We start from the raw sequence: 16751 nt of genomic DNA, 5'->3' as shown, positions 1-16751 counted from the left end.
TCTCCCCTCTTGATCTATGGGGCGGTGGCGGGCGCCCCCGGGGTTGGTGTTCTTGCGGGTTTTATTTTGTCAGCTTCTGGGGTCGGCCCCGGCGACCAGTGGTCGCCGGGCCCCTCTCGTACTCTCCCCCCGCCCTCCCCACAAGATTTTTTTCCTCCACATATGGAGCACAAGGAGCGCACAGAGGAGGATTGCATTCCGCAGGTCACGGGTATGACGGGCTACGACCGTGATGCGCAGTGTGGCCGTGTGGGAGGGACCCCATGATGTTGTTCGAAGCGCTCGGCTCCGCTCTGCTCGGTCTGGTGCTGGCATGGGCGGCGAAGCGCCGCTTCTCGCACCGCCTCCCGGCCCGTTCCCTGGTGCTCGCGACGGGCGTCGCCGGAGCCCTCTTCGGCGCCTTCATCACCCACAGCGCGCTGGACCCCGGCTACGTGGTCTTCATCCTCCTGGGAGCGGCGGCCGTCTCGGCGGCCTCCCTCTCCCTGCTGCTGCGCCCGGCAGGAAGACTCCGCCGGTCGGCCCCGGCGTAGAGGACGACGGGCCCGACCCCTAGGCGGACCCCTAGGCGGCCAGCCCCAGCGCGGCCATCCGCTTGGTGTGCGCCTCGGTGATCCGGGAGAACATCCGCCCCACCTCGGCGAGATCGAACCCGTCGTCGACCCCGCCCACGAGCATCGTCGACAGGGCGTCCCGGTCGGCGACAACCCTCTGCGACTGCGACAACGCCTCCCCCATCAGCCGCCGGGCCCACAGCGCGAGCCGCCCGCCCACGCGCGGGTCGGCGTCGATGGCCGCCCGCACCTTCTCCACGGCGAAACCGGCGTGCCCGGTGTCGTCCAGCACCGCGAGCACCAGCTCGCGCGAGTCGGAGTCGAGCCGCGCGGCCACCTCCCGGTAGAAGTCGCTGGCGATCGAGTCACCGACGTACGCCTTGACGAGTCCCTCCAGCCAGTCCGAGGGCGCCGTCTGACGGTGGAAGCCGTCCAGGGCGGCGACGAACGGCTCCATCGCGTGGGTGGGCTCCTCGCCGATCTCCGTCAGGCGGTCGCGCAGCCGCTCGAAGTGGTGGAACTCGGCCGACGCCATCTTCGCCAGCTCCGCCTTGTCCGCCAGGGTCGGCGCCAGCTTGGCGTCCTCCGCGAGCCGCTCGAACGCCGCGAGTTCGCCGTAGGCGAGCGCGCCGAGGAGGTCGACGACCGCGGCACGGTACTGCGGGTCGGCGGAGGCCTTCGCCCAGTCCTGGGCGGCGACTCCGGTGTGTTCCTGGGGGGCTTCGGAGGCGTTGTCAGGCTTGTCAGAGGTCGTCATGAAGCGCACAATAGCCCGCCTGCCGGGCGGGGGAAGGCCCTGGTCAATCAGTGTGACGACGACTACGTGACCAAATCGGCCATCGCATGTGCAGGATTCCGGGGTATGGTGGTAATGCGCCTGCTGAGTACGTACGTCGCAGAGAAGCCTCTGCGGACGCCGTACACGACGGGCCGCACGTTTGAGGATGCCCGGTCGGTGGCCCGATCGGCTCCGACCCGACAGCTCTCCGAGGTCGCACGGCACATCGCGTACGACGACCGGAGAGACACCCTCAGCGGTACGAGCGCTAGAGCGTCGGCAGTGGTCCCGTGCGTTACGGCAGCAAGCCCGTAAGGCAGCCGACGTCCCCGGCACGGTCCGTCAACGACCCCCGCGCTCGCCTCGCACCGCGCACACAGAAGAGGCAGCACCCTGACTACGACGTTCAGAGATCTCGGAATCCTTCCCGAGACCGCCGAGGCCCTTGAGGCCGTCGGCATCATCACCCCCTTCCCCATCCAGGAGATGACCCTCCCCGTCGCCCTCTCCGGCACGGACGTCATCGGACAGGCCAAGACCGGCACCGGCAAGACGCTGGGCTTCGGCCTCCCGCTCCTCGAGCGCGTCACCGTCCCCGCCGACGTCGAGGCCGGCCGCGCGAAGCCCGAGGACCTCACCGACACCCCGCAGGCGCTCGTCGTCGTCCCCACGCGCGAGCTCTGCACCCAGGTCACCAACGACCTCCTCACCGCCGGCAAGGTCCGCAACGTCCGCGTGACGGCGATCTACGGCGGCCGCGCCTACGAGCCCCAGGTCGAGGCCCTCAAGAAGGGCGTCGACGTGGTCGTCGGCACCCCGGGCCGGCTCCTCGACCTCGCCGGCCAGAAGAAGCTCAACCTCAAGCACATCAAGTCGCTCGTCCTCGACGAGGCCGACGAGATGCTCGACCTGGGCTTCCTGCCCGACGTCGAGAAGATCATCGACATGCTCCCGGCCAAGCGCCAGACCATGCTGTTCTCGGCGACCATGCCGGGCGCGGTCATCGGCCTCGCGCGCCGCTACATGTCGCAGCCCACGCACATCCGCGCCACCGCGCCGGACGACGAGGGCGCGACGGTCGCGAACACCTCCCAGCACGTGTACCGCGCGCACAACATGGACAAGCCCGAACTCGTCGCACGCATACTGCAGGCCGACGGCCGGGGACTGGCCATGGTCTTCTGCCGCACCAAGCGCACCGCGGCCGACCTCGCCGACCAGCTCAAGCAGCGCGGCTTCGCGGCCGGCGCGGTCCACGGCGACCTCGGCCAGGGCGCCCGCGAGCAGGCCCTGCGCGCGTTCCGCAACGGCAAGGTCGACGTCCTCGTCTGCACCGACGTCGCCGCCCGCGGCATCGACGTCGAGGGCGTCACCCACGTCATCAACTACCAGTCCCCCGAGGACGAGAAGACGTACCTGCACCGCATCGGCCGCACCGGCCGCGCGGGCGCCAAGGGCATCGCGATCACCCTCGTCGACTGGGACGACATCCCGCGCTGGCAGCTGATCAACAAGGCGCTGGAGCTGTCCTTCAACGATCCGCCGGAGACGTACTCCACCTCCCCGCACCTCTTCGAGGAGCTGAGCATCCCCGCGGGCACCAAGGGTGTCCTGCCGCGTGCCGAGCGCACCCGTGCGGGCCTCGACGCGGAGGAGCTGGAAGACCTGGGCGAGACCGGCGGCCGCGGTGGACGCGGTCGCGGTGGCCGGGGCGACCGCAACGGCCGCGCCGATGACCGCACTTCGGACCGCGAGCGCCCGGCGCGCACCCCGCGTCGCCGCCGCCGTACGCGCAACGGAACCCCGCTGGACGGCACCGCCGCTCCGGAAGCCACGCAGGAGACGTCGACCGCCGCCGAGGAGGCCACGGCCACCCGGACCCCGCGTCGCCGCCGCCGCACCCGCGCCGGCGCGTCCTCGGACCAGCTGCCGACCACGGCAACGACGACGACCGAGCCCGCGGAGTCCGCCGTAGCCACGGCGGAGGGCCCGGCCCTGGACGCCCCGGAAACCCCGGCCACCCCGCGCCGCCGCACCCGCAAGGCGACGACCACGGCGGAAACCGCGGTCGACACGGCCGAGGGAACCACGGAGCCCACCCCGGCCGCGCCGGAGCCGACACCGCGCCGCCGTACCCGCAAGACGACGGCAGCGACGGAGACCGCCACGGAAGCGGCCGAGGCACCGGAGGCCAAGCCGCGCACCCGCACGGCAGCAACCACCGCGGTCGACACGGCCGAGGCCACCGAGGCAAAGCCCCGCACCCGGACCCGCAAGGCAACGGCCGCCGCCGAGACGGCAGTTGACACGGCGGAGGCGACGGAGGCCAAGCCGCGCCGCCGCACCCGCAAGACGGCCGAGGCGGTTACGGCGACGGAGGCCACGGCGTCCGAGCCCCAGCCGCGCACCCGTACCCGCAAGGCGACGACCACGGCCCCCGAGGCAGCGGCCGACACGGCCGAGGGCACGGAGGCCAAGCCCCGGACCCGCACCCGCAAGGCAACGGCAGCCGCGGAGGCCGCGGTCGACACGGCCGAGGCCACGGAGGCGAAGCCGCGCACCCGCACCCGCAAGACCGCGGCCGCAGCCGCCGAGATCCCGGCCCAGATCGCGGAGGAGCCCGAGGCCAAGCCCCGAGCCCGCCGTACCCGCAAGGCGACGGCGGCGGAGACGGCGGTCGACACGGCGGAAGCCACGGCCCCGAAGGCGCGCACGCGCAAGTCGACGGCAGCCGCCGAGGCCGCCACCGACACGGCGGAGGCAGCGGAAGCCAAGCCGAGCCGCCGCACCCGCAAGGCGACGACCACGGCCCCCGAGGCCGCCGCGCCGGAAACGACCGAGGCCAAGCCCCGCACCCGTACCCGCAAGGCAACGACGACGGCAGCCAAGGCCGCGGTCGACACGGCCGAGGGCACGGAGGCCAAGCCGCGCACCCGCACCCGCAAGGCGACGGCAGCGACGGAGCCCACGGCCGACACCACCCAGGCCACCGAGACCAAGCCGCGCCGCACCCGCAAGACCGCGGCCGCCGCCGAGATCCCGGCCCAGGCCACGACGGAGCCCGAGGCCAAGCCTCGAGCCCGCCGCACCCGCAAGGCAGCAGCCACAGCGGAGCCCACGGAGAGCTGACCCTCTCCACACCGACGGCCCGGCCCACTTCACGTGGCCCGGGCCGTCGCCATTCCAGCCAAGACAACGCAAGCCAGTCGAGCCCGAACCACCGCCCCGCGCCCCCCACGGGAGCGGACCAGCGGCGGCCCCACAACCGCTAGCCGCGTACTCACGTCGAGCGAGCCGGGGAGCCACGGCCGCCCACACACGGGGACGGACCAGCGGCGGGCCCACCGACCGGCAGCCGCGCACGCACCCGAGCGAGTCGAGGAACCCGCGACCACCCACACACGGGGACGGACCAGCGGCGAGCCCACCGGCCAACAGCCGCGCACGCACCCGAGCGAGTCGAGGAACCCACGGCCACCCAAACACCGGAACGGACCATCAGCGGACCCACCAACCGCCAGCCGCGCACGCACGGGAACGGGTCAGGGGCCCGCGGCCACCACACACGCGAGCAGACCAGCGGTCGAACCCACCGGCCGCCAGCCGCGTACGCACGGGAGTGGGTCGGGGCGGTGCGGCGCAACCCGCCGCGTACGACGCCAGACGGGCTCGCCCGCCTCCCGACCAACAGCGGGACCGACGGCGGCGGGTTCGCCGTACCGCCCCGACCCCGACCCCCCACGCACCACCCGCGACCAGGCACCCCCGGCCCCGACACCTCCCCGACACCCTCGCCGGATAACCTCACCCCATGAGCCGCCCCCCGACCTTCACCCCACCCCCCGGCGCCCACGCGATCACCCTCCGCACCTCCCGCGGAGACTTCGCAGCGGTAGACGCCCCCGCGGCGGCCGGCACCTCCCCGAAGGGCACCGCCCTCCTCCTCCCCGGCTTCACCGGCAGCAAGGAGGACTTCAACCCCCTCCACGAGACGCTCACCGCCCGCGGCTACCACACCGTCGCCGTCGACGGCCGCGGCCAGTACGAGTCCGACGGCCCGGAGACCGACGAATCGGCCTACGCCCAGGAGGAGTTGGCCCGCGACGTCCTCGCCCAAGCCGCCGCCCTCGCTGCCCTCGGCGCCCCGGACACGCCCGTACACCTCGTCGGCCACTCCCTCGGCGGCCAGATCGCCCGAGCCGCCGTACTCCTCGACCACTCCCCCTTCCGCTCCCTCACCCTCATGGCCTCCGGCCCCGCCCAGATCTCCGTCTCCCAGCAGCAACGCGTCAAGCTGCTCCAGGACGCCCTCGCCGTCATGACGATGGCCGAGGTGTGGGAGGCGATCCAGGCGATGGAGCCGCCGGAGGAGACCGAGACCGGAGACGTGGAGGGAGGCCTGGACGAAGGCCTCGCCGACCAGGAAGACCTGCGCCGCCGCTGGCTGGGCAACAAGCCCGCCCAACTCCTCGCAACCGGCCGCCAGTTGTGCGTCGAACCGGACCGCGTCGCCGAACTCGCCGCCGTCCCGATCCCGTTCCACGTCCTGTCGGGCTCCAGGGACGACACCTGGCCGGTGACCCTCCTCGACGACATGGCCCTACGCCTGCGCGCCCGCCGCACGGTCATCCAGGGCGCAGAACACTCCCCCAACACCGACAAACCCCTGGAAACGGCCCAAGCCTTCGCCGACTTCTGGGACCAGGCAGACCCGACCAGCCCACAGCACCAGAACTAGCACCAGCAGCCCGCAGCCCGCAGCCCGCAGCCCGCAGCCCCAGAACTAGTACTGCGCCTGCAAGTGCTCCCAAAACCCATCCCGCAACGCCCGCCGCAGATCCGCCTGCCCCCGCAGCGAGTACTGCAGCAACCCCTCCGCCTCCACCAGCAGATCCTGATCCACCGACCCCGGCAGATACGGATGCCCCGGCAGCAGCTCGACAAGCGCCTCCCGCCCCCGCGCCGCCAGCCACTTCGCCGCGATCTGCGCGCCGACGAACCGCACGTCCTCCCGGGTCGGCCGGGTCGCCGTGGCGTCGTACGCAGGCGCCGCCCGCCGGGAGACGTACGGCTTGAAGAAGTCGAGGTCGAAGGTCCGCTGGCTGTCGACCTCCCACAGCAGCGGCTCGGCCTGGTTGCGCCCCTCCGGCGCCTCGATCCCCCACAGGTGCACCCGCGCCCCGTACCCCTGCGCCGCCTCCACCGCCGACACCAGATCCTCGTCGCCGCCCAGCAACGCCGCGTCGCTGATCGCCCGGTGCCTGGCCAGCGACTCCAGATCCGTCCGGATCAGTGAGTCGACGCCCTTCTGCTGGTTGTTGGCGTTGAGGTTGCCCAACCGGACCTTCACGTCCGGGAGTTCGGCGATCGACTGCTGCTCGGCCGTATGGATACGCCGCCGAGCCCCGTCGTACCAGTAGACCCGCAGCAGCCGACTGTCCGCGAAGATCGTCCGCGCCTTGTCGATGAGCGCCTCGATCAGCCCCTCCGCGTCCAGGTCGAAGGCGCGCCGGTCCTCCGTCCCGGCGACGAGCCGTCCCGCGGCCGCGTACAGATACCCCGCGTCGACGAAGATCGCATGCGTCGAGGGCGTCTTCGCCACCTCGGCGAGCATGCGCTGGAGCAGCTCGTTCGTGCGGTCTATACGGGCACTGAGGGCCGCGTGGTCGTCGTTCATCGCCACCATTGTCCCGGCGGTCACGCTGCGAACACAACCGGTCCCGGTCAGTCTCCTTCAACCACCTCATACATGGCTTACCGGTCAGTAATTAGTCGTTCGAAAAATTTCTTTAGCGTAGGGAATGTTTGTAACACACAGGCCGTTGACTGCTATGGAACACAGCGAGACGAAGGGAGAGGCCATGCGCTTCGAAATCATGCGACTCGACGAGGTCGACGGTACGCCCGTGGACAGCACTGTCGTGGACGCCGCCTCCGTCAACCGGATCGTCCAGCAGGCCGCCGCGATCGGCCAGCGCCTCTGGATCCGGCCGGCCGAGAACACGGCCGCGTAAGAGACGCGGATCACGCGGATCACGCGGATCACCGCAGAAGCTTCGGAGCCCTGGTACGGCAGCGACGCCGTACCAGGGCTCTAACGCTTTCCGGCACCATCACGCGCCCTTGATCACCTGAGTCACCCCGTTGATGATCTGCTGCACGGCGATGGCCGACAGCATCATCCCCGCGAGCCGGGTCACCAGCACCACACCGCCGTCCTTGATGACGCGGATGATCAGCAGCGAGTACCGCATGACCAGCCACAGCACCACGTGAATGGCGAGGATCGCGCACCACACCGACACCTGCGTGGCCACGCTGTCGGCCTTCTGCACGGCGAGGATCACGGACACGATCGCCCCCGGCCCGGCCAGCAGCGGCATGCCCAGCGGTACGAGCGCCACGTTGACGTCCTTGGTCTGCTTCGGCTCGTCGGTCTTGCCGGTCAGCAGATCCAGCGCGATCAGCAGGAGCAGCAGCCCGCCCGCGATCATCAGCGCGGGCACGGAGACATGCAGGTAGTTCAGGATCTGATGCCCGAGCAGCCCGAACACCACGATCACACCGGCCGCCACGCACACGGCCTGGAAGGCCATCCGCTTCTGCACCTTGCCGGGCCGGCCGGCGGTCAGGGCGAGGAAGATCGGGGTGATCCCAGGGGGATCCATGATGACGAAAAGGGTCAGGAAGAGAGAGCCGAAGACGGCGACGTCGAACATGACTGAAGAGGCCTTGCGGGAAGAGGTACGAATACGGAGGTGAGGTTCGGACGGACCTCAGACCCCGCCCGCACCCGGCACCGGAAACGCCCCGGTGGCCCGCCGCGTGATCTCCCCGTACACCTCGGGATCCGTGACGTACTCCCCGAGCACGCACGTCTTCCGGCTGCCGTGATAGTCGCTGGACCCGGTGACCAGCAGCCCCAGTTCCTTCGCCAGCCCCCGCAGCCGCGCCCGGGTGTCCGGGTCGTGGTCCATGTGGTCGACCTCGATGCCGTCCAGCCCGGCGGCCGCCATCTCGGCGATCGCCGACTCCGGCACCGTACGACCGCGCTTGCTGGCCCCCGGGTGCGCGAACACGGTGACCCCGCCCGCGGCCTTGACCAGCCGGATCGCCTCGAAGGGGTCGGTCTCGTGCTTGTCCACGAAGGCCCGCGCGCCGTCGGCGAGCCACTCGGGCGTGAACGCGTCGCCCACGCTCGCCACGACACCCAGCTCGACCAGCGCGGTGGCGACATGCGGCCGCCCGACCGAACCGCCGCCGGCGATCCGCTCGACCTGCTCCCAGGTGACCGGCACCCCGAGCCCGTTCAGCTTGGCGACCATGCCCTTGGCCCGCGGCACCCGGTCGTCCCGCACCAGCTCGCGCTCGGCGAGCAGGGCGGGCTCCTCGGGGTCGAAGAGGTAGGCGAGCATGTGCATCGAGATGCCGTCGATACGGCAGGACAGCTCGGCACCGGTGACCAGCGTGAGCCCCTCCGGCACCGCGGCGATCGCCTCGGCGTACCCGCGGGTGGTGTCGTGGTCGGTCAGCGCGACGACGTCCAGCCCGGCCGCGGCGGCGTTCCGCACCAGCTCGGCGGGGGTGTCCGTACCGTCGGAAGCGGTGGAGTGGGTGTGCAGATCGATGCGCACGACGCGGACTCCAGGCGGTGACGGTACGGAAGGGGACACCCAAGGATAACGGGACTCCAGGGGTGCCTTGTCACACCCGAACCCGCGCCGCGCCCCCTACAGCCAACGCTCAGGGTTCCAACAGCCGGGGCGAAAGCGCCCCACAGGGAACCAGCTCGACCTCCGCCCCCGCGTCCCGCAGATCCGTCAGCACCAGTTCGTCGTACATCAGCAGCCCCGACTGCTCGGGCCACACCACGGCCCACAGCCACAGCCCACGCGCCTCACCCGCGAACACCGCACGGTCGTCCGGTGTGCCGGAGACATGCCAGAGCGGCGTGGGGCGGCCGCCGGCCAGGACCTTGGCCTGGGGTGGTTTCTCGACGTTCATGTACGGCCCCGGGTCCGGGCCGTCGATGCCCGCGTACCGCGCGCCGAGGCCGACGCCCAGCTCCTCGGCGACGAGGATCAGCTCCCCTATACCGCCGAGCGGGCCCGGTCCCGAGCAGGCCACCGCGGTGGCGCGGCCGCCGTGCCGGTCGTCGCCCGCGCAGGCCACGCCCGTGTGCAACCAGCCGACCGGCAGGGGCCACGGCATCCACACCGGGACCTGCGTGCGGTGCACCACCACGCTGAGGGCCTCGACGCTGGGCGGGATCACGGGCTGCACCGGATGCACGGTGCCGTGCACGTCGCACTGCCAGGTATCGGCGAAGAGTCCGGGAGCCCTGACCCGGCCACCACACTTCGGGCAACTGGGTTCGCCCCTCATAGGGCCCCACGGTCCTACCCTCGCTCCCCCACGTCAAGGACGATCACCCGTCCGGAGGGAACCCTTCCCCGCCGGGAACTAGATGCATCTTGCATTAATTAGCCGCCCTAACTTACTATGTGCATATACCAACCATCTCGATCCGGGAGGGCACGAAGACATGGACCCCTTCGATGCGGGAGCCGGTGGCATCCTGCGCCAGCCCAAGGCCGTGTGGGCGACGGCGGGCGCCTCGGTCGTCGCCTTCATGGGCATCGGCCTCGTCGACCCGATCCTGCCGTCCATCGCCAAGGGCCTGGACGCCACGCCCAGTCAGGTCTCCCTCCTCTTCACCTCGTACTTCCTGATCACGGCCGTGGCGATGCTGGTCACCGGCTTCGTCTCCAGCCGCATCGGCGGCCGCAGGACGCTGCTGCTCGGCCTCGCCTTCGTGGTCGTCTTCGCGGGCCTGGCCGGCACCTCGAACTCGGTCGCCGAGCTCGTCGGCTTCCGCGCGGGCTGGGGCCTCGGCAACGCCCTCTTCGTGTCGACCGCCCTCGCGGTCATCGTCGGCGCGGCGGCCGGCGGCAGCGCCGCGGCGATCCTGCTGTACGAGTCCGCACTCGGCCTCGGCATGGCCTGCGGCCCCCTGCTCGGCGCACTGCTCGGCAACCAGAGCTGGCGCTACCCCTTCTTCGGCACCGCGTTCCTCATGGCGGTCGGGTTCCTCTGCATCACGGTGTTCCTGAAGGAACAGCCGAAGCCGGCCCGCAAGACCTCGCTCCTGGACCCCATCAAGGCGCTCGGCCACGGTGGCCTGGCCTCCGCCGCCGCCTCCGCCTTCTTCTACAACTACACGTTCTTCACCGTGCTGGCCTTCACGCCGTTCGTGCTGAACATGACCCCGTACAAGTCGGGTGCCGTGTTCTTCGCCTGGGGCGTGCTGCTCGCCGTCTTCTCGGTGATCGTGGCGCCGCGCATGCAGGCGCGGTTCGGCTCGCTGAAGGTGCTCGGCGGCTCACTGGTGCTGCTCGCGGCCGACGTCCTCGTCCTCGGTTACGGCAGCCACACCGCGGCCGTCGTCTGCACGATCCTGTCCGGTGCCTTCATCGGCGTGAACAACACCGTCTACACCGAACTGGCGCTGGGCGTGTCGGACGCGCCGCGCCCGGTGGCGAGCGCCGGCTACAACTTCGTGCGGTGGTTCGCGGCGGCCGCGGCGCCCTACTTCGCGCCGAAGATCGAGGAGTGGAGCGACATCCACATCCCGTTCGTGGTCGCGGCGGTCACCGCGGTGCTGGGCGCGCTGGTGGTCGTCGTACGGCGGGAGGCGCTCACGCACGACGCCGAGGAACTGGGGACGAGGCACGCGAGCGAGGACAGTGTCACCGTGTTTGCCAACTGACGCTTTTCGGCCACCGGTTGGTGAGCTTGCTCACTCGGTGGGTCAGTCGAGCGGGACGGACTTCCGGGCGGGATCGCGGAGGTCCGTCCCGTTCGTCAGCCAGCGCTCCTGGAGGGCCTGGGCGCCGTGGACGCGCTTCCAGGCCGCCTCGTTCGCCGTCATCGGCAGCAGGGGGAGGAAGCGGACCGGGTCGAGGGGTTCGTCGAGTTCGAGGTCCTCGACCAGGCCGCCCGGCTCGGCGACCAGGACCGAGCTGAACGGGGCGCCGGGCCACAGGGGTTCACCGACGTCGAGGGAGGCGCCGGGGGCCACGATCACGCCCTCGACCTGCGGGGACGCGGCGAGCACGGCCAGCGGGCGCAGCGCCTTGTCGGTGTCGGCGAGACCTCCCCGTACCGAGAGGACCAGCTCCGCGCGCGGTCCCTCGACCGGATCCGCGAGGACCGCGGTGGGGTCGCTCATCGGCTGTGCGGACATGCCGAGCGTGGCGTAGCGGACGATGTCCTCCGACCGGAAACGCAGCACCTCGATGCGGTCCGTGCCCAGGAAGGTGACGGCCGCGCGGGCGTCCGGTTCGCCCAGCGCGGAGCGCAACCGGGCCTCGACCAACGGAAGAACATCAACCATGCGGCGAGCATAGAACTCGTCAGTACCGGGCAAAGCAGCGCCTTGACAGTTTGGGCGGCTGATACTCTGGCCCGGTCGTTCGGGCAGCACGCAGAAGCGTCGCGATCACGTCCCGACGCGATATGGGACTCCCTTACGAGGGACCGGCCGGAGGAGGTGGGGCTGTCATGGATCGAAGTCACCCGGGCAGTACCACTCGCTCTTCCCGCCGCTGATACAGCTGATCCGGCTCTGGCTGACCGCCGCCTTTCACGCTCACGTCTTCTTGCGGAAGAGCGCTTCGTCTCGTTTTGCCTGATCCGTCTGATCTGACTCTGCAGCGAAGCTCGCCACCGCGATGGTGCGGTGCTCCCCGCTTTGTGGACGTGCCAAACACCCGCAGCAGGACGTCCCCATTCCGGGTAGTTCCAACCGTCGTCGGCGGTCTTTCGTTGCCTGCCACGAAGGAGCCAGCCATGTCGATGATCCGTGACCTCCGAGCCGCGGTCCGGCCCTCCCGCCCGTCCCTGCGCAAGGACACCGGCACGTACGACACGACGCGCGACCCCGGCACCCCGTCGGCCGTCGTGGACTGCGCGGTCTACCGCGACGGCGCCCGCGTCGACACGGGCAAGTCGCTCACCCCGCACGAGGCGATGCGCACGGTGCGCCGCGACGGGGGCTTCGTCTGGATCGGCCTGCACGAGCCGACGGAGGCCGAATTCGCCGGTATCGCGAGCGAGTTCGGGCTGCACCCGCTGGCCGTGGAGGACGCGGTCCAGGCCCACCAGCGCCCCAAGCTGGAGCGCTACGACGACTCCCTGTTCACCGTCTTCAAGACCGTCCACTACGTCGAGCACGACCGGCTCACCGCCACCAGCGAGGTCGTGGAGTCCGGCGAGGTCATGTGCTTCACCGGCCGGGACTTCTTCATCACGGTCCGGCATGGCGGCCAGGGCTCACTGCGCGCGCTCAGGCACCGGCTGCAGGACGACCCGGAGCTGCTCGCCAAGGGCCCCTCGGCGGTACTGCACGCGATCGCCGACCATGTCGTCGACGGCTATGTCGCGGTCGCCGACGCCGTCCAGGACGACATCGACGAGGTGGAGACCGAGGTCTTCTCGCCCGGCCGGCGCGGGGTCGCACGCGGTGTGGACTCGGCGCGGATCTACCAACTCAAGCGCGAGGTCCTGGAGTTCAAGCGCGCGGTCTCCCCGCTGCTGCGGCCCATGCAGCTGCTGAGCGAGCGGCCGATGCGGCTGGTCGACCCCGACATCCAGAAGTACTTCCGGGACGTCGCCGACCACCTCGCCCGCGTCCAGGAGCAGGTCCTCGGCTTCGACGAACTGCTCAACTCGATCCTCCAGGCCAACCTCGCGCAGGCGTCCGTCGCCCAGAACGAGGACATGCGGAAGATCACCGCGTGGGCCGCGATCATCGCCGTACCGACCATGGTGACCGGTGTGTACGGCATGAACTTCGACCACATGCCCGAGCTGCACTGGCGGTTCGGCTACCCGATGGTGCTGTGCCTGACCGTCGGCCTGTGCCTGGGCATCCACCGCACGCTGAAGCGCAACGGCTGGCTGTGAGCGGGCCTGGATAGGCTGGGCCCATGACAAGCGAGCTGCTCGACCAGGCCCTCGTCGAGGAGGCCACGAAGAAGTCCGGCCTCGTCTGGGTCTCGGGAGCCGGCGTCCCGGCCCGTGCGCTGTGGCACGTGTGGCACGAGGGTGCCGCGTGCCTGGTCGGCGACGGGCCGGGCGAGCAGCCGCTGCCGGGGCTGGTGGACGGCGGCTCCGCCGAGGTCACCGTGCGCAGCAAGGACAAGGGCGGCCGGCTGGTCTCCTGGTCCGCGAAGGTCGTGGAACTGACCGCCGGGACCGAGCAGTACGAGGCGACGGTCGCCGAACTGAAGGGGAAGCGCCTCAACGCCCCCGACGGCGAGGCGATGCCGGAGCGCTGGGCGCGCGAGTGCCGGGTGCTGCGGCTGGAACCGACCGGGGCGACAGCGCCGTTGCCCGCCGACAGCCTGGCCGAGGCACCGCTGCCGACGCCGGCCACGACCCGCCGGCCCATTCCCGCGGGGCTCCCGCGGCTGCTGCTGAAGAAGAAACGCCGGTAGGCACCTAGGACGTCGGCAGCTGCTTGCCGTAGTCCACCGTCTCGCCGGCCTTCGGTTCGGTGAGCGCGAAGGCCTTGTTCCAGGAGGAGAAGGTCAGCGTGCCCGCGCCGGCCGCGCGCTCCAGCCGCAGCGGGTACGGCTTGCCCTCCAGGGAGACGTCCAGCGTGCCGCCGGAGCCCTTGTCGCCGGTGATGCGGATGGTCGGGGTACCCGACTGCTCGTGGTGGCCGTCGGTCGCGAGGTCACCGTGCAGTGTCAGCAAGCCTTCGAGGAGTACGTCCATGTCCGTGAAGCCGCTGAACTTCTTGTACGCCGGGTCGCCCGAGGGCACCTTCACGTACTTGCCGTCGAGCTTGCCCGCGGCCGACTCGTCCTTGTCCCCGTCCTTCTCCCCGTCGGCGTGGTCCCAGAACTCCGCGCCGGCCTTCAGATACAGGTGCTCGCCGATCCGCAGCAGCCCGAAGGCGATGCCCTTGGAGGTGACCGAGCCGGTGGCGCCGTCGGACTTCAGCCGCATGTCGAGCTTGTACGTGCGTCCATTGGTGACCACGGTCCCGGCCAGCCGCACGGCGTCGGCCGAGTCGGCGGCCGCCCGGGTCTTCGACTGGATGGTCGCGGCCGGCAGCTTGCCGACCCCGTTGGTCCCCTCGTCCGGGTCCGAACTGCACCCGACGAGCAACCCCGCCCCCATCACGGCCAGTGCGCACAGCGCGGTCCGGCGGTTACGGCCCTGGGGAATCGCGGTCACAGGCGGGGCTGCCTTTCGGTCGGGGGACGTGGGCGGCGTACGGCAGCGTACCGGTGAGTGGGGAGTCGAGCGGAGGCAGTCCGTCCGGACCTCCCACCAGCGCGGATCCGATCGGGACGGGCTAGCCTGAAGCCCACCGAGCGGGCAATCCGGAAAAGAAACCCAGAACGGAACCCTCGTGAGAAAAGGAGGCGCACCATGGCAGCGGGCGCCCCTTCCCGGATCTTCGTCTCGCACCTGTCCGGGGTCGCCGTGTTCGATCCCAACGGCGACCAGGTCGGCCGTGTGCGCGACCTCGTCGTCATGCTGCGCGTGGGCCGGCGGCCCCCGCGCGTGCTCGGGCTGGTCGTCGAACTGCCCACCCGGCGCCGCATCTTCCTGCAGATGACCAGGGTGACCAGTATCGAGTCGGGCCAGGTCATCGCCACCGGCGTGCTCAACGTCCGCCGCTTCGAGCAACGCCCCACCGAACGCCTCGTCTTCGGCGAGCTGCTCGACCGCCGGGTCACCCTCGTCGAGACCGGCGAGGAGGTCACCGTCCTGGACCTGTCGGTGCAGCAGCTGCCGGCCCGCCGGGACTGGGAGGTCGACCGGGTCTTCGTCCGCAAGGGCAGGAAGGGCGGCGCCTTCAGAAGGGCCGGAAAAGAAAGGCGCGTAGCGCTTCCTTGGAAGGGTGGTGGTGGGCGACGGGCGGGCGAGGCGCTGACCGTCGACTGGTCCTCCGTCACCGGCTTCTCCCTGGAGGAGCACGGACAGGGCGCCGAGAGCCTCCTGGCCACCTTCGAGCAGCTGCGCCCGGCCGACCTCGCCAACGTCCTGCACCACCTCTCCCCCAAGCGGCGCGCCGAGGTCGCCGCCGCCCTCGACGACGACCGGCTGGCCGACGTGCTCGAGGAGCTCCCGGAGGACGACCAGATCGAGATCCTCGGCAAGCTGAAGGAGGAACGTGCCGCCGACGTCCTGGAGGCCATGGACCCGGACGACGCGGCCGACCTGCTCGCCGAACTCCCCGAGGAGGACAAGGAGCGGCTGCTGAGCCTGATGCAGCCGTCCGACGCGGCCGACATGCGGCGCCTGATGTCGTACGAGGAGCACACCGCCGGCGGTCTGATGACCACCGAGCCGATCGTGCTGCGCCCCGACGCCACCGTCGCCGACGCCCTCGCGCGCGTGCGCAACCCCGACCTCTCCCCGGCGCTCGCCGCCCAGGTCTACGTCTGCCGCCCGCCCGACGAGACGCCGACCGGCAAGTACCTCGGCACGGTCCACTTCCAGCGGCTGCTGCGCGACCCGCCGTACACCCTGGTCAGCTCGATCATCGACGACGACCTGCAACCGCTGGACCCGGAGGCGCAGCTGCCGGTCGTCGCCGGGTTCTTCGCGACGTACGACATGGTGGCGGCGCCCGTCGTCGACGAGGCCGGGTCGCTGCTCGGCGCGGTGACCGTGGACGACGTACTCGACCACATGCTGCCGGAGGACTGGCGGGAGACCGAGTTCCACCTGGACGAGGGTGCGGAGGGGGTGACCGCGCATGGCTCCTGAGCGTGAGAGCACACGTGAGCGGACGCCGGCGGGCGCGACGGCGGCCACACGCCCGCGGGTCCGGCTGGACCAGCCGCGTCCGCCGCGGCGCAGGCTGCTGCCCGAGTGGGACCCGGAGGCCTTCGGGCGGCTGTCGGAGCGCATCGCGCGCTTCCTCGGCACGGGACGGTTCATCGTCTGGATGACGGTCGTCATCGTGCTGTGGGTGGTGTGGAACGTCTTCGCGCCGAGCGGCCTGCGCTTCGACAACTACCCGTTCATCTTCCTGACCCTGATGCTGTCGCTGCAGGCCTCCTACGCGGCCCCGCTGATCCTGCTCGCGCAGAACCGGCAGGACGACCGCGACCGGGTCAACCTCGAACAGGACCGCAAGCAGAACGAGCGGTCCATCGCCGACACCGAGTACCTGACCCGGGAGATCGCCGCCCTGCGCATCGGGCTCGGCGAGGTGGCCACCCGGGACTGGATCCGCTCGGAGCTCCAGGACATGGTGAAGGAGCTGGAGGAACGGCAGAACGGCCACCACAAACACGTGGTATTCCCGGCAGAACGGCCGTCGGGACGTGACGTAGACGACCGGTGACGGGCTTACCGGGGCCCGGCTACCGAGCCGTACCATCGTCTGT

At 70.9% G+C, this 16751-nt stretch carries 16 protein-coding genes; 9 read left to right on the top strand and 7 right to left on the bottom strand.

Going from position 1 to position 16751, the window contains the following annotated elements; all coding sequences use genetic code 11:
- The first annotated feature begins 266 nt into the window (after positions 1–266).
- On the top strand, positions 267–533 hold the full coding sequence (locus ABZ848_RS42890; RefSeq protein WP_360840898.1) for a hypothetical protein: 267 nt from the start codon (positions 267–269) through the stop codon (positions 531–533).
- Positions 534–564: 31 nt separating this feature from the next.
- On the opposite strand, the gene ABZ848_RS42885 is transcribed toward ABZ848_RS42890, so the two are convergent.
- Complete coding sequence (locus ABZ848_RS42885; RefSeq protein WP_360840888.1) at positions 565–1311, bottom strand: ferritin-like fold-containing protein; 747 nt, start codon at positions 1309–1311, stop codon at positions 565–567.
- A 507-nt stretch (positions 1312–1818) separates the two neighbouring features.
- On the opposite strand from ABZ848_RS42885, the gene ABZ848_RS42880 reads away from it, so the two are divergent.
- Together ABZ848_RS42880 and ABZ848_RS42875 are read left to right on the top strand one after the other, a co-directional pair.
- Positions 1819–4461: a DEAD/DEAH box helicase gene (locus ABZ848_RS42880; protein ID WP_360840886.1), complete on the top strand. Its 2643-nt coding sequence runs from the start codon at positions 1819–1821 to the stop codon at positions 4459–4461.
- A 682-nt stretch (positions 4462–5143) separates the two neighbouring features.
- On the top strand, positions 5144–6070 hold the full coding sequence (locus ABZ848_RS42875) for an alpha/beta hydrolase (protein WP_360840884.1): 927 nt from the start codon (positions 5144–5146) through the stop codon (positions 6068–6070).
- 45 nt (positions 6071–6115) lie between these two features.
- Here the strand turns inward: ABZ848_RS42875 and ABZ848_RS42870 are convergent, their stop codons facing one another.
- A complete protein-coding gene (locus tag ABZ848_RS42870; RefSeq protein ID WP_360840883.1) occupies positions 6116–7009 on the bottom strand; it encodes an NYN domain-containing protein in 894 nt (297 codons plus the stop codon).
- Between the two features lie 184 nt (positions 7010–7193).
- Between ABZ848_RS42870 and ABZ848_RS42865 the strand changes: the two genes are divergently transcribed.
- Positions 7194–7346, top strand: coding sequence for a hypothetical protein (locus ABZ848_RS42865; protein ID WP_133044490.1), 153 nt, complete (start codon positions 7194–7196; stop codon positions 7344–7346).
- 99 nt (positions 7347–7445) lie between these two features.
- On the opposite strand, the gene ABZ848_RS42860 is transcribed toward ABZ848_RS42865, so the two are convergent.
- From ABZ848_RS42860 to ABZ848_RS42850, 3 genes are all read right to left on the bottom strand, one after another.
- On the bottom strand, positions 7446–8051 hold the full coding sequence (locus tag ABZ848_RS42860; protein WP_360840881.1) for a MarC family protein: 606 nt from the start codon (positions 8049–8051) through the stop codon (positions 7446–7448).
- 57 nt (positions 8052–8108) lie between these two features.
- A complete protein-coding gene (locus ABZ848_RS42855; RefSeq protein ID WP_360840880.1) occupies positions 8109–8966 on the bottom strand; it encodes a PHP domain-containing protein in 858 nt (285 codons plus the stop codon).
- Between the two features lie 109 nt (positions 8967–9075).
- The gene (locus ABZ848_RS42850) at positions 9076–9717 is read right to left on the bottom strand and encodes a DUF6758 family protein (protein ID WP_360840879.1); all 642 of its coding nucleotides are present in this window, start codon (positions 9715–9717) and stop codon (positions 9076–9078) included.
- A 160-nt stretch (positions 9718–9877) separates the two neighbouring features.
- Here ABZ848_RS42850 and ABZ848_RS42845 point away from each other — a divergent pair, with 160 nt between their 5' ends.
- Positions 9878–11101 (top strand): MFS transporter, encoded by a 1224-nt coding sequence (locus ABZ848_RS42845; RefSeq protein WP_360840877.1) that lies wholly within the window; start codon positions 9878–9880, stop codon positions 11099–11101.
- Between the two features lie 42 nt (positions 11102–11143).
- On the opposite strand, the gene ABZ848_RS42840 is transcribed toward ABZ848_RS42845, so the two are convergent.
- Positions 11144–11728 (bottom strand): suppressor of fused domain protein, encoded by a 585-nt coding sequence (locus ABZ848_RS42840; protein WP_360840875.1) that lies wholly within the window; start codon positions 11726–11728, stop codon positions 11144–11146.
- Between the two features lie 455 nt (positions 11729–12183).
- Here ABZ848_RS42840 and ABZ848_RS42835 point away from each other — a divergent pair, with 455 nt between their 5' ends.
- Positions 12184–13299 (top strand): magnesium and cobalt transport protein CorA, encoded by a 1116-nt coding sequence (locus tag ABZ848_RS42835; RefSeq protein ID WP_360840874.1) that lies wholly within the window; start codon positions 12184–12186, stop codon positions 13297–13299.
- 23 nt (positions 13300–13322) lie between these two features.
- Positions 13323–13832 (top strand): hypothetical protein, encoded by a 510-nt coding sequence (locus ABZ848_RS42830; protein ID WP_360840872.1) that lies wholly within the window; start codon positions 13323–13325, stop codon positions 13830–13832.
- Between the two features lie 4 nt (positions 13833–13836).
- Here ABZ848_RS42830 and ABZ848_RS42825 read toward each other — a convergent pair whose 3' ends face one another.
- The gene (locus ABZ848_RS42825; protein WP_360840870.1) at positions 13837–14580 is read right to left on the bottom strand and encodes a hypothetical protein; all 744 of its coding nucleotides are present in this window, start codon (positions 14578–14580) and stop codon (positions 13837–13839) included.
- Between the two features lie 198 nt (positions 14581–14778).
- On the opposite strand from ABZ848_RS42825, the gene ABZ848_RS42820 reads away from it, so the two are divergent.
- Positions 14779–16125 carry a CBS domain-containing protein gene (locus ABZ848_RS42820; protein ID WP_360840868.1) on the top strand — a complete coding sequence of 449 codons (1347 nt, stop codon included), beginning with the start codon at positions 14779–14781 and terminating at the stop codon, positions 16123–16125.
- The gene (locus ABZ848_RS42815) at positions 16115–16708 is read left to right on the top strand and encodes a DUF1003 domain-containing protein (protein ID WP_360840867.1); all 594 of its coding nucleotides are present in this window, start codon (positions 16115–16117) and stop codon (positions 16706–16708) included. Before ABZ848_RS42820 ends, ABZ848_RS42815 begins: the two co-directional genes overlap by 11 nt.
- Positions 16709–16751: the final 43 nt, after the last annotated feature.

The organism is Streptomyces sp. NPDC047081, from assembly GCF_040643775.1.
In the GTDB taxonomy this organism is placed as follows: Bacteria; Actinomycetota; Actinomycetes; order Streptomycetales; family Streptomycetaceae; genus Streptomyces.
Note: the sequence above shows the minus strand (reverse complement) of the source record. Positions and strands in the feature narration are given on the sequence as shown.

Excerpts from the sequence above, each read along its gene's own strand:
- ABZ848_RS42890 (WP_360840898.1), top strand. The coding sequence starts at position 267 with ATGTTGTTCGAAGCGCTCGGCTCCGCTCTGCTCGGTCTGGTGCTGGCA.
- ABZ848_RS42885 (WP_360840888.1), bottom strand. The coding sequence starts at position 1,311 with ATGACGACCTCTGACAAGCCTGACAACGCCTCCGAAGCCCCCCAGGAA.
- ABZ848_RS42880 (WP_360840886.1), top strand. The coding sequence starts at position 1,819 with ATGACCCTCCCCGTCGCCCTCTCCGGCACGGACGTCATCGGACAGGCC.
- ABZ848_RS42875 (WP_360840884.1), top strand. The coding sequence starts at position 5,144 with ATGAGCCGCCCCCCGACCTTCACCCCACCCCCCGGCGCCCACGCGATC.
- ABZ848_RS42870 (WP_360840883.1), bottom strand. The coding sequence starts at position 7,009 with ATGAACGACGACCACGCGGCCCTCAGTGCCCGTATAGACCGCACGAAC.
- ABZ848_RS42865 (WP_133044490.1), top strand. The coding sequence starts at position 7,194 with ATGCGCTTCGAAATCATGCGACTCGACGAGGTCGACGGTACGCCCGTG.
- ABZ848_RS42860 (WP_360840881.1), bottom strand. The coding sequence starts at position 8,051 with ATGTTCGACGTCGCCGTCTTCGGCTCTCTCTTCCTGACCCTTTTCGTC.
- ABZ848_RS42850 (WP_360840879.1), bottom strand. The coding sequence starts at position 9,717 with ATGAGGGGCGAACCCAGTTGCCCGAAGTGTGGTGGCCGGGTCAGGGCT.
- ABZ848_RS42845 (WP_360840877.1), top strand. The coding sequence starts at position 9,878 with ATGGACCCCTTCGATGCGGGAGCCGGTGGCATCCTGCGCCAGCCCAAG.
- ABZ848_RS42840 (WP_360840875.1), bottom strand. The coding sequence starts at position 11,728 with ATGGTTGATGTTCTTCCGTTGGTCGAGGCCCGGTTGCGCTCCGCGCTG.
- ABZ848_RS42835 (WP_360840874.1), top strand. The coding sequence starts at position 12,184 with ATGTCGATGATCCGTGACCTCCGAGCCGCGGTCCGGCCCTCCCGCCCG.
- ABZ848_RS42830 (WP_360840872.1), top strand. The coding sequence starts at position 13,323 with ATGACAAGCGAGCTGCTCGACCAGGCCCTCGTCGAGGAGGCCACGAAG.
- ABZ848_RS42820 (WP_360840868.1), top strand. The coding sequence starts at position 14,779 with ATGGCAGCGGGCGCCCCTTCCCGGATCTTCGTCTCGCACCTGTCCGGG.
- ABZ848_RS42815 (WP_360840867.1), top strand. The coding sequence starts at position 16,115 with ATGGCTCCTGAGCGTGAGAGCACACGTGAGCGGACGCCGGCGGGCGCG.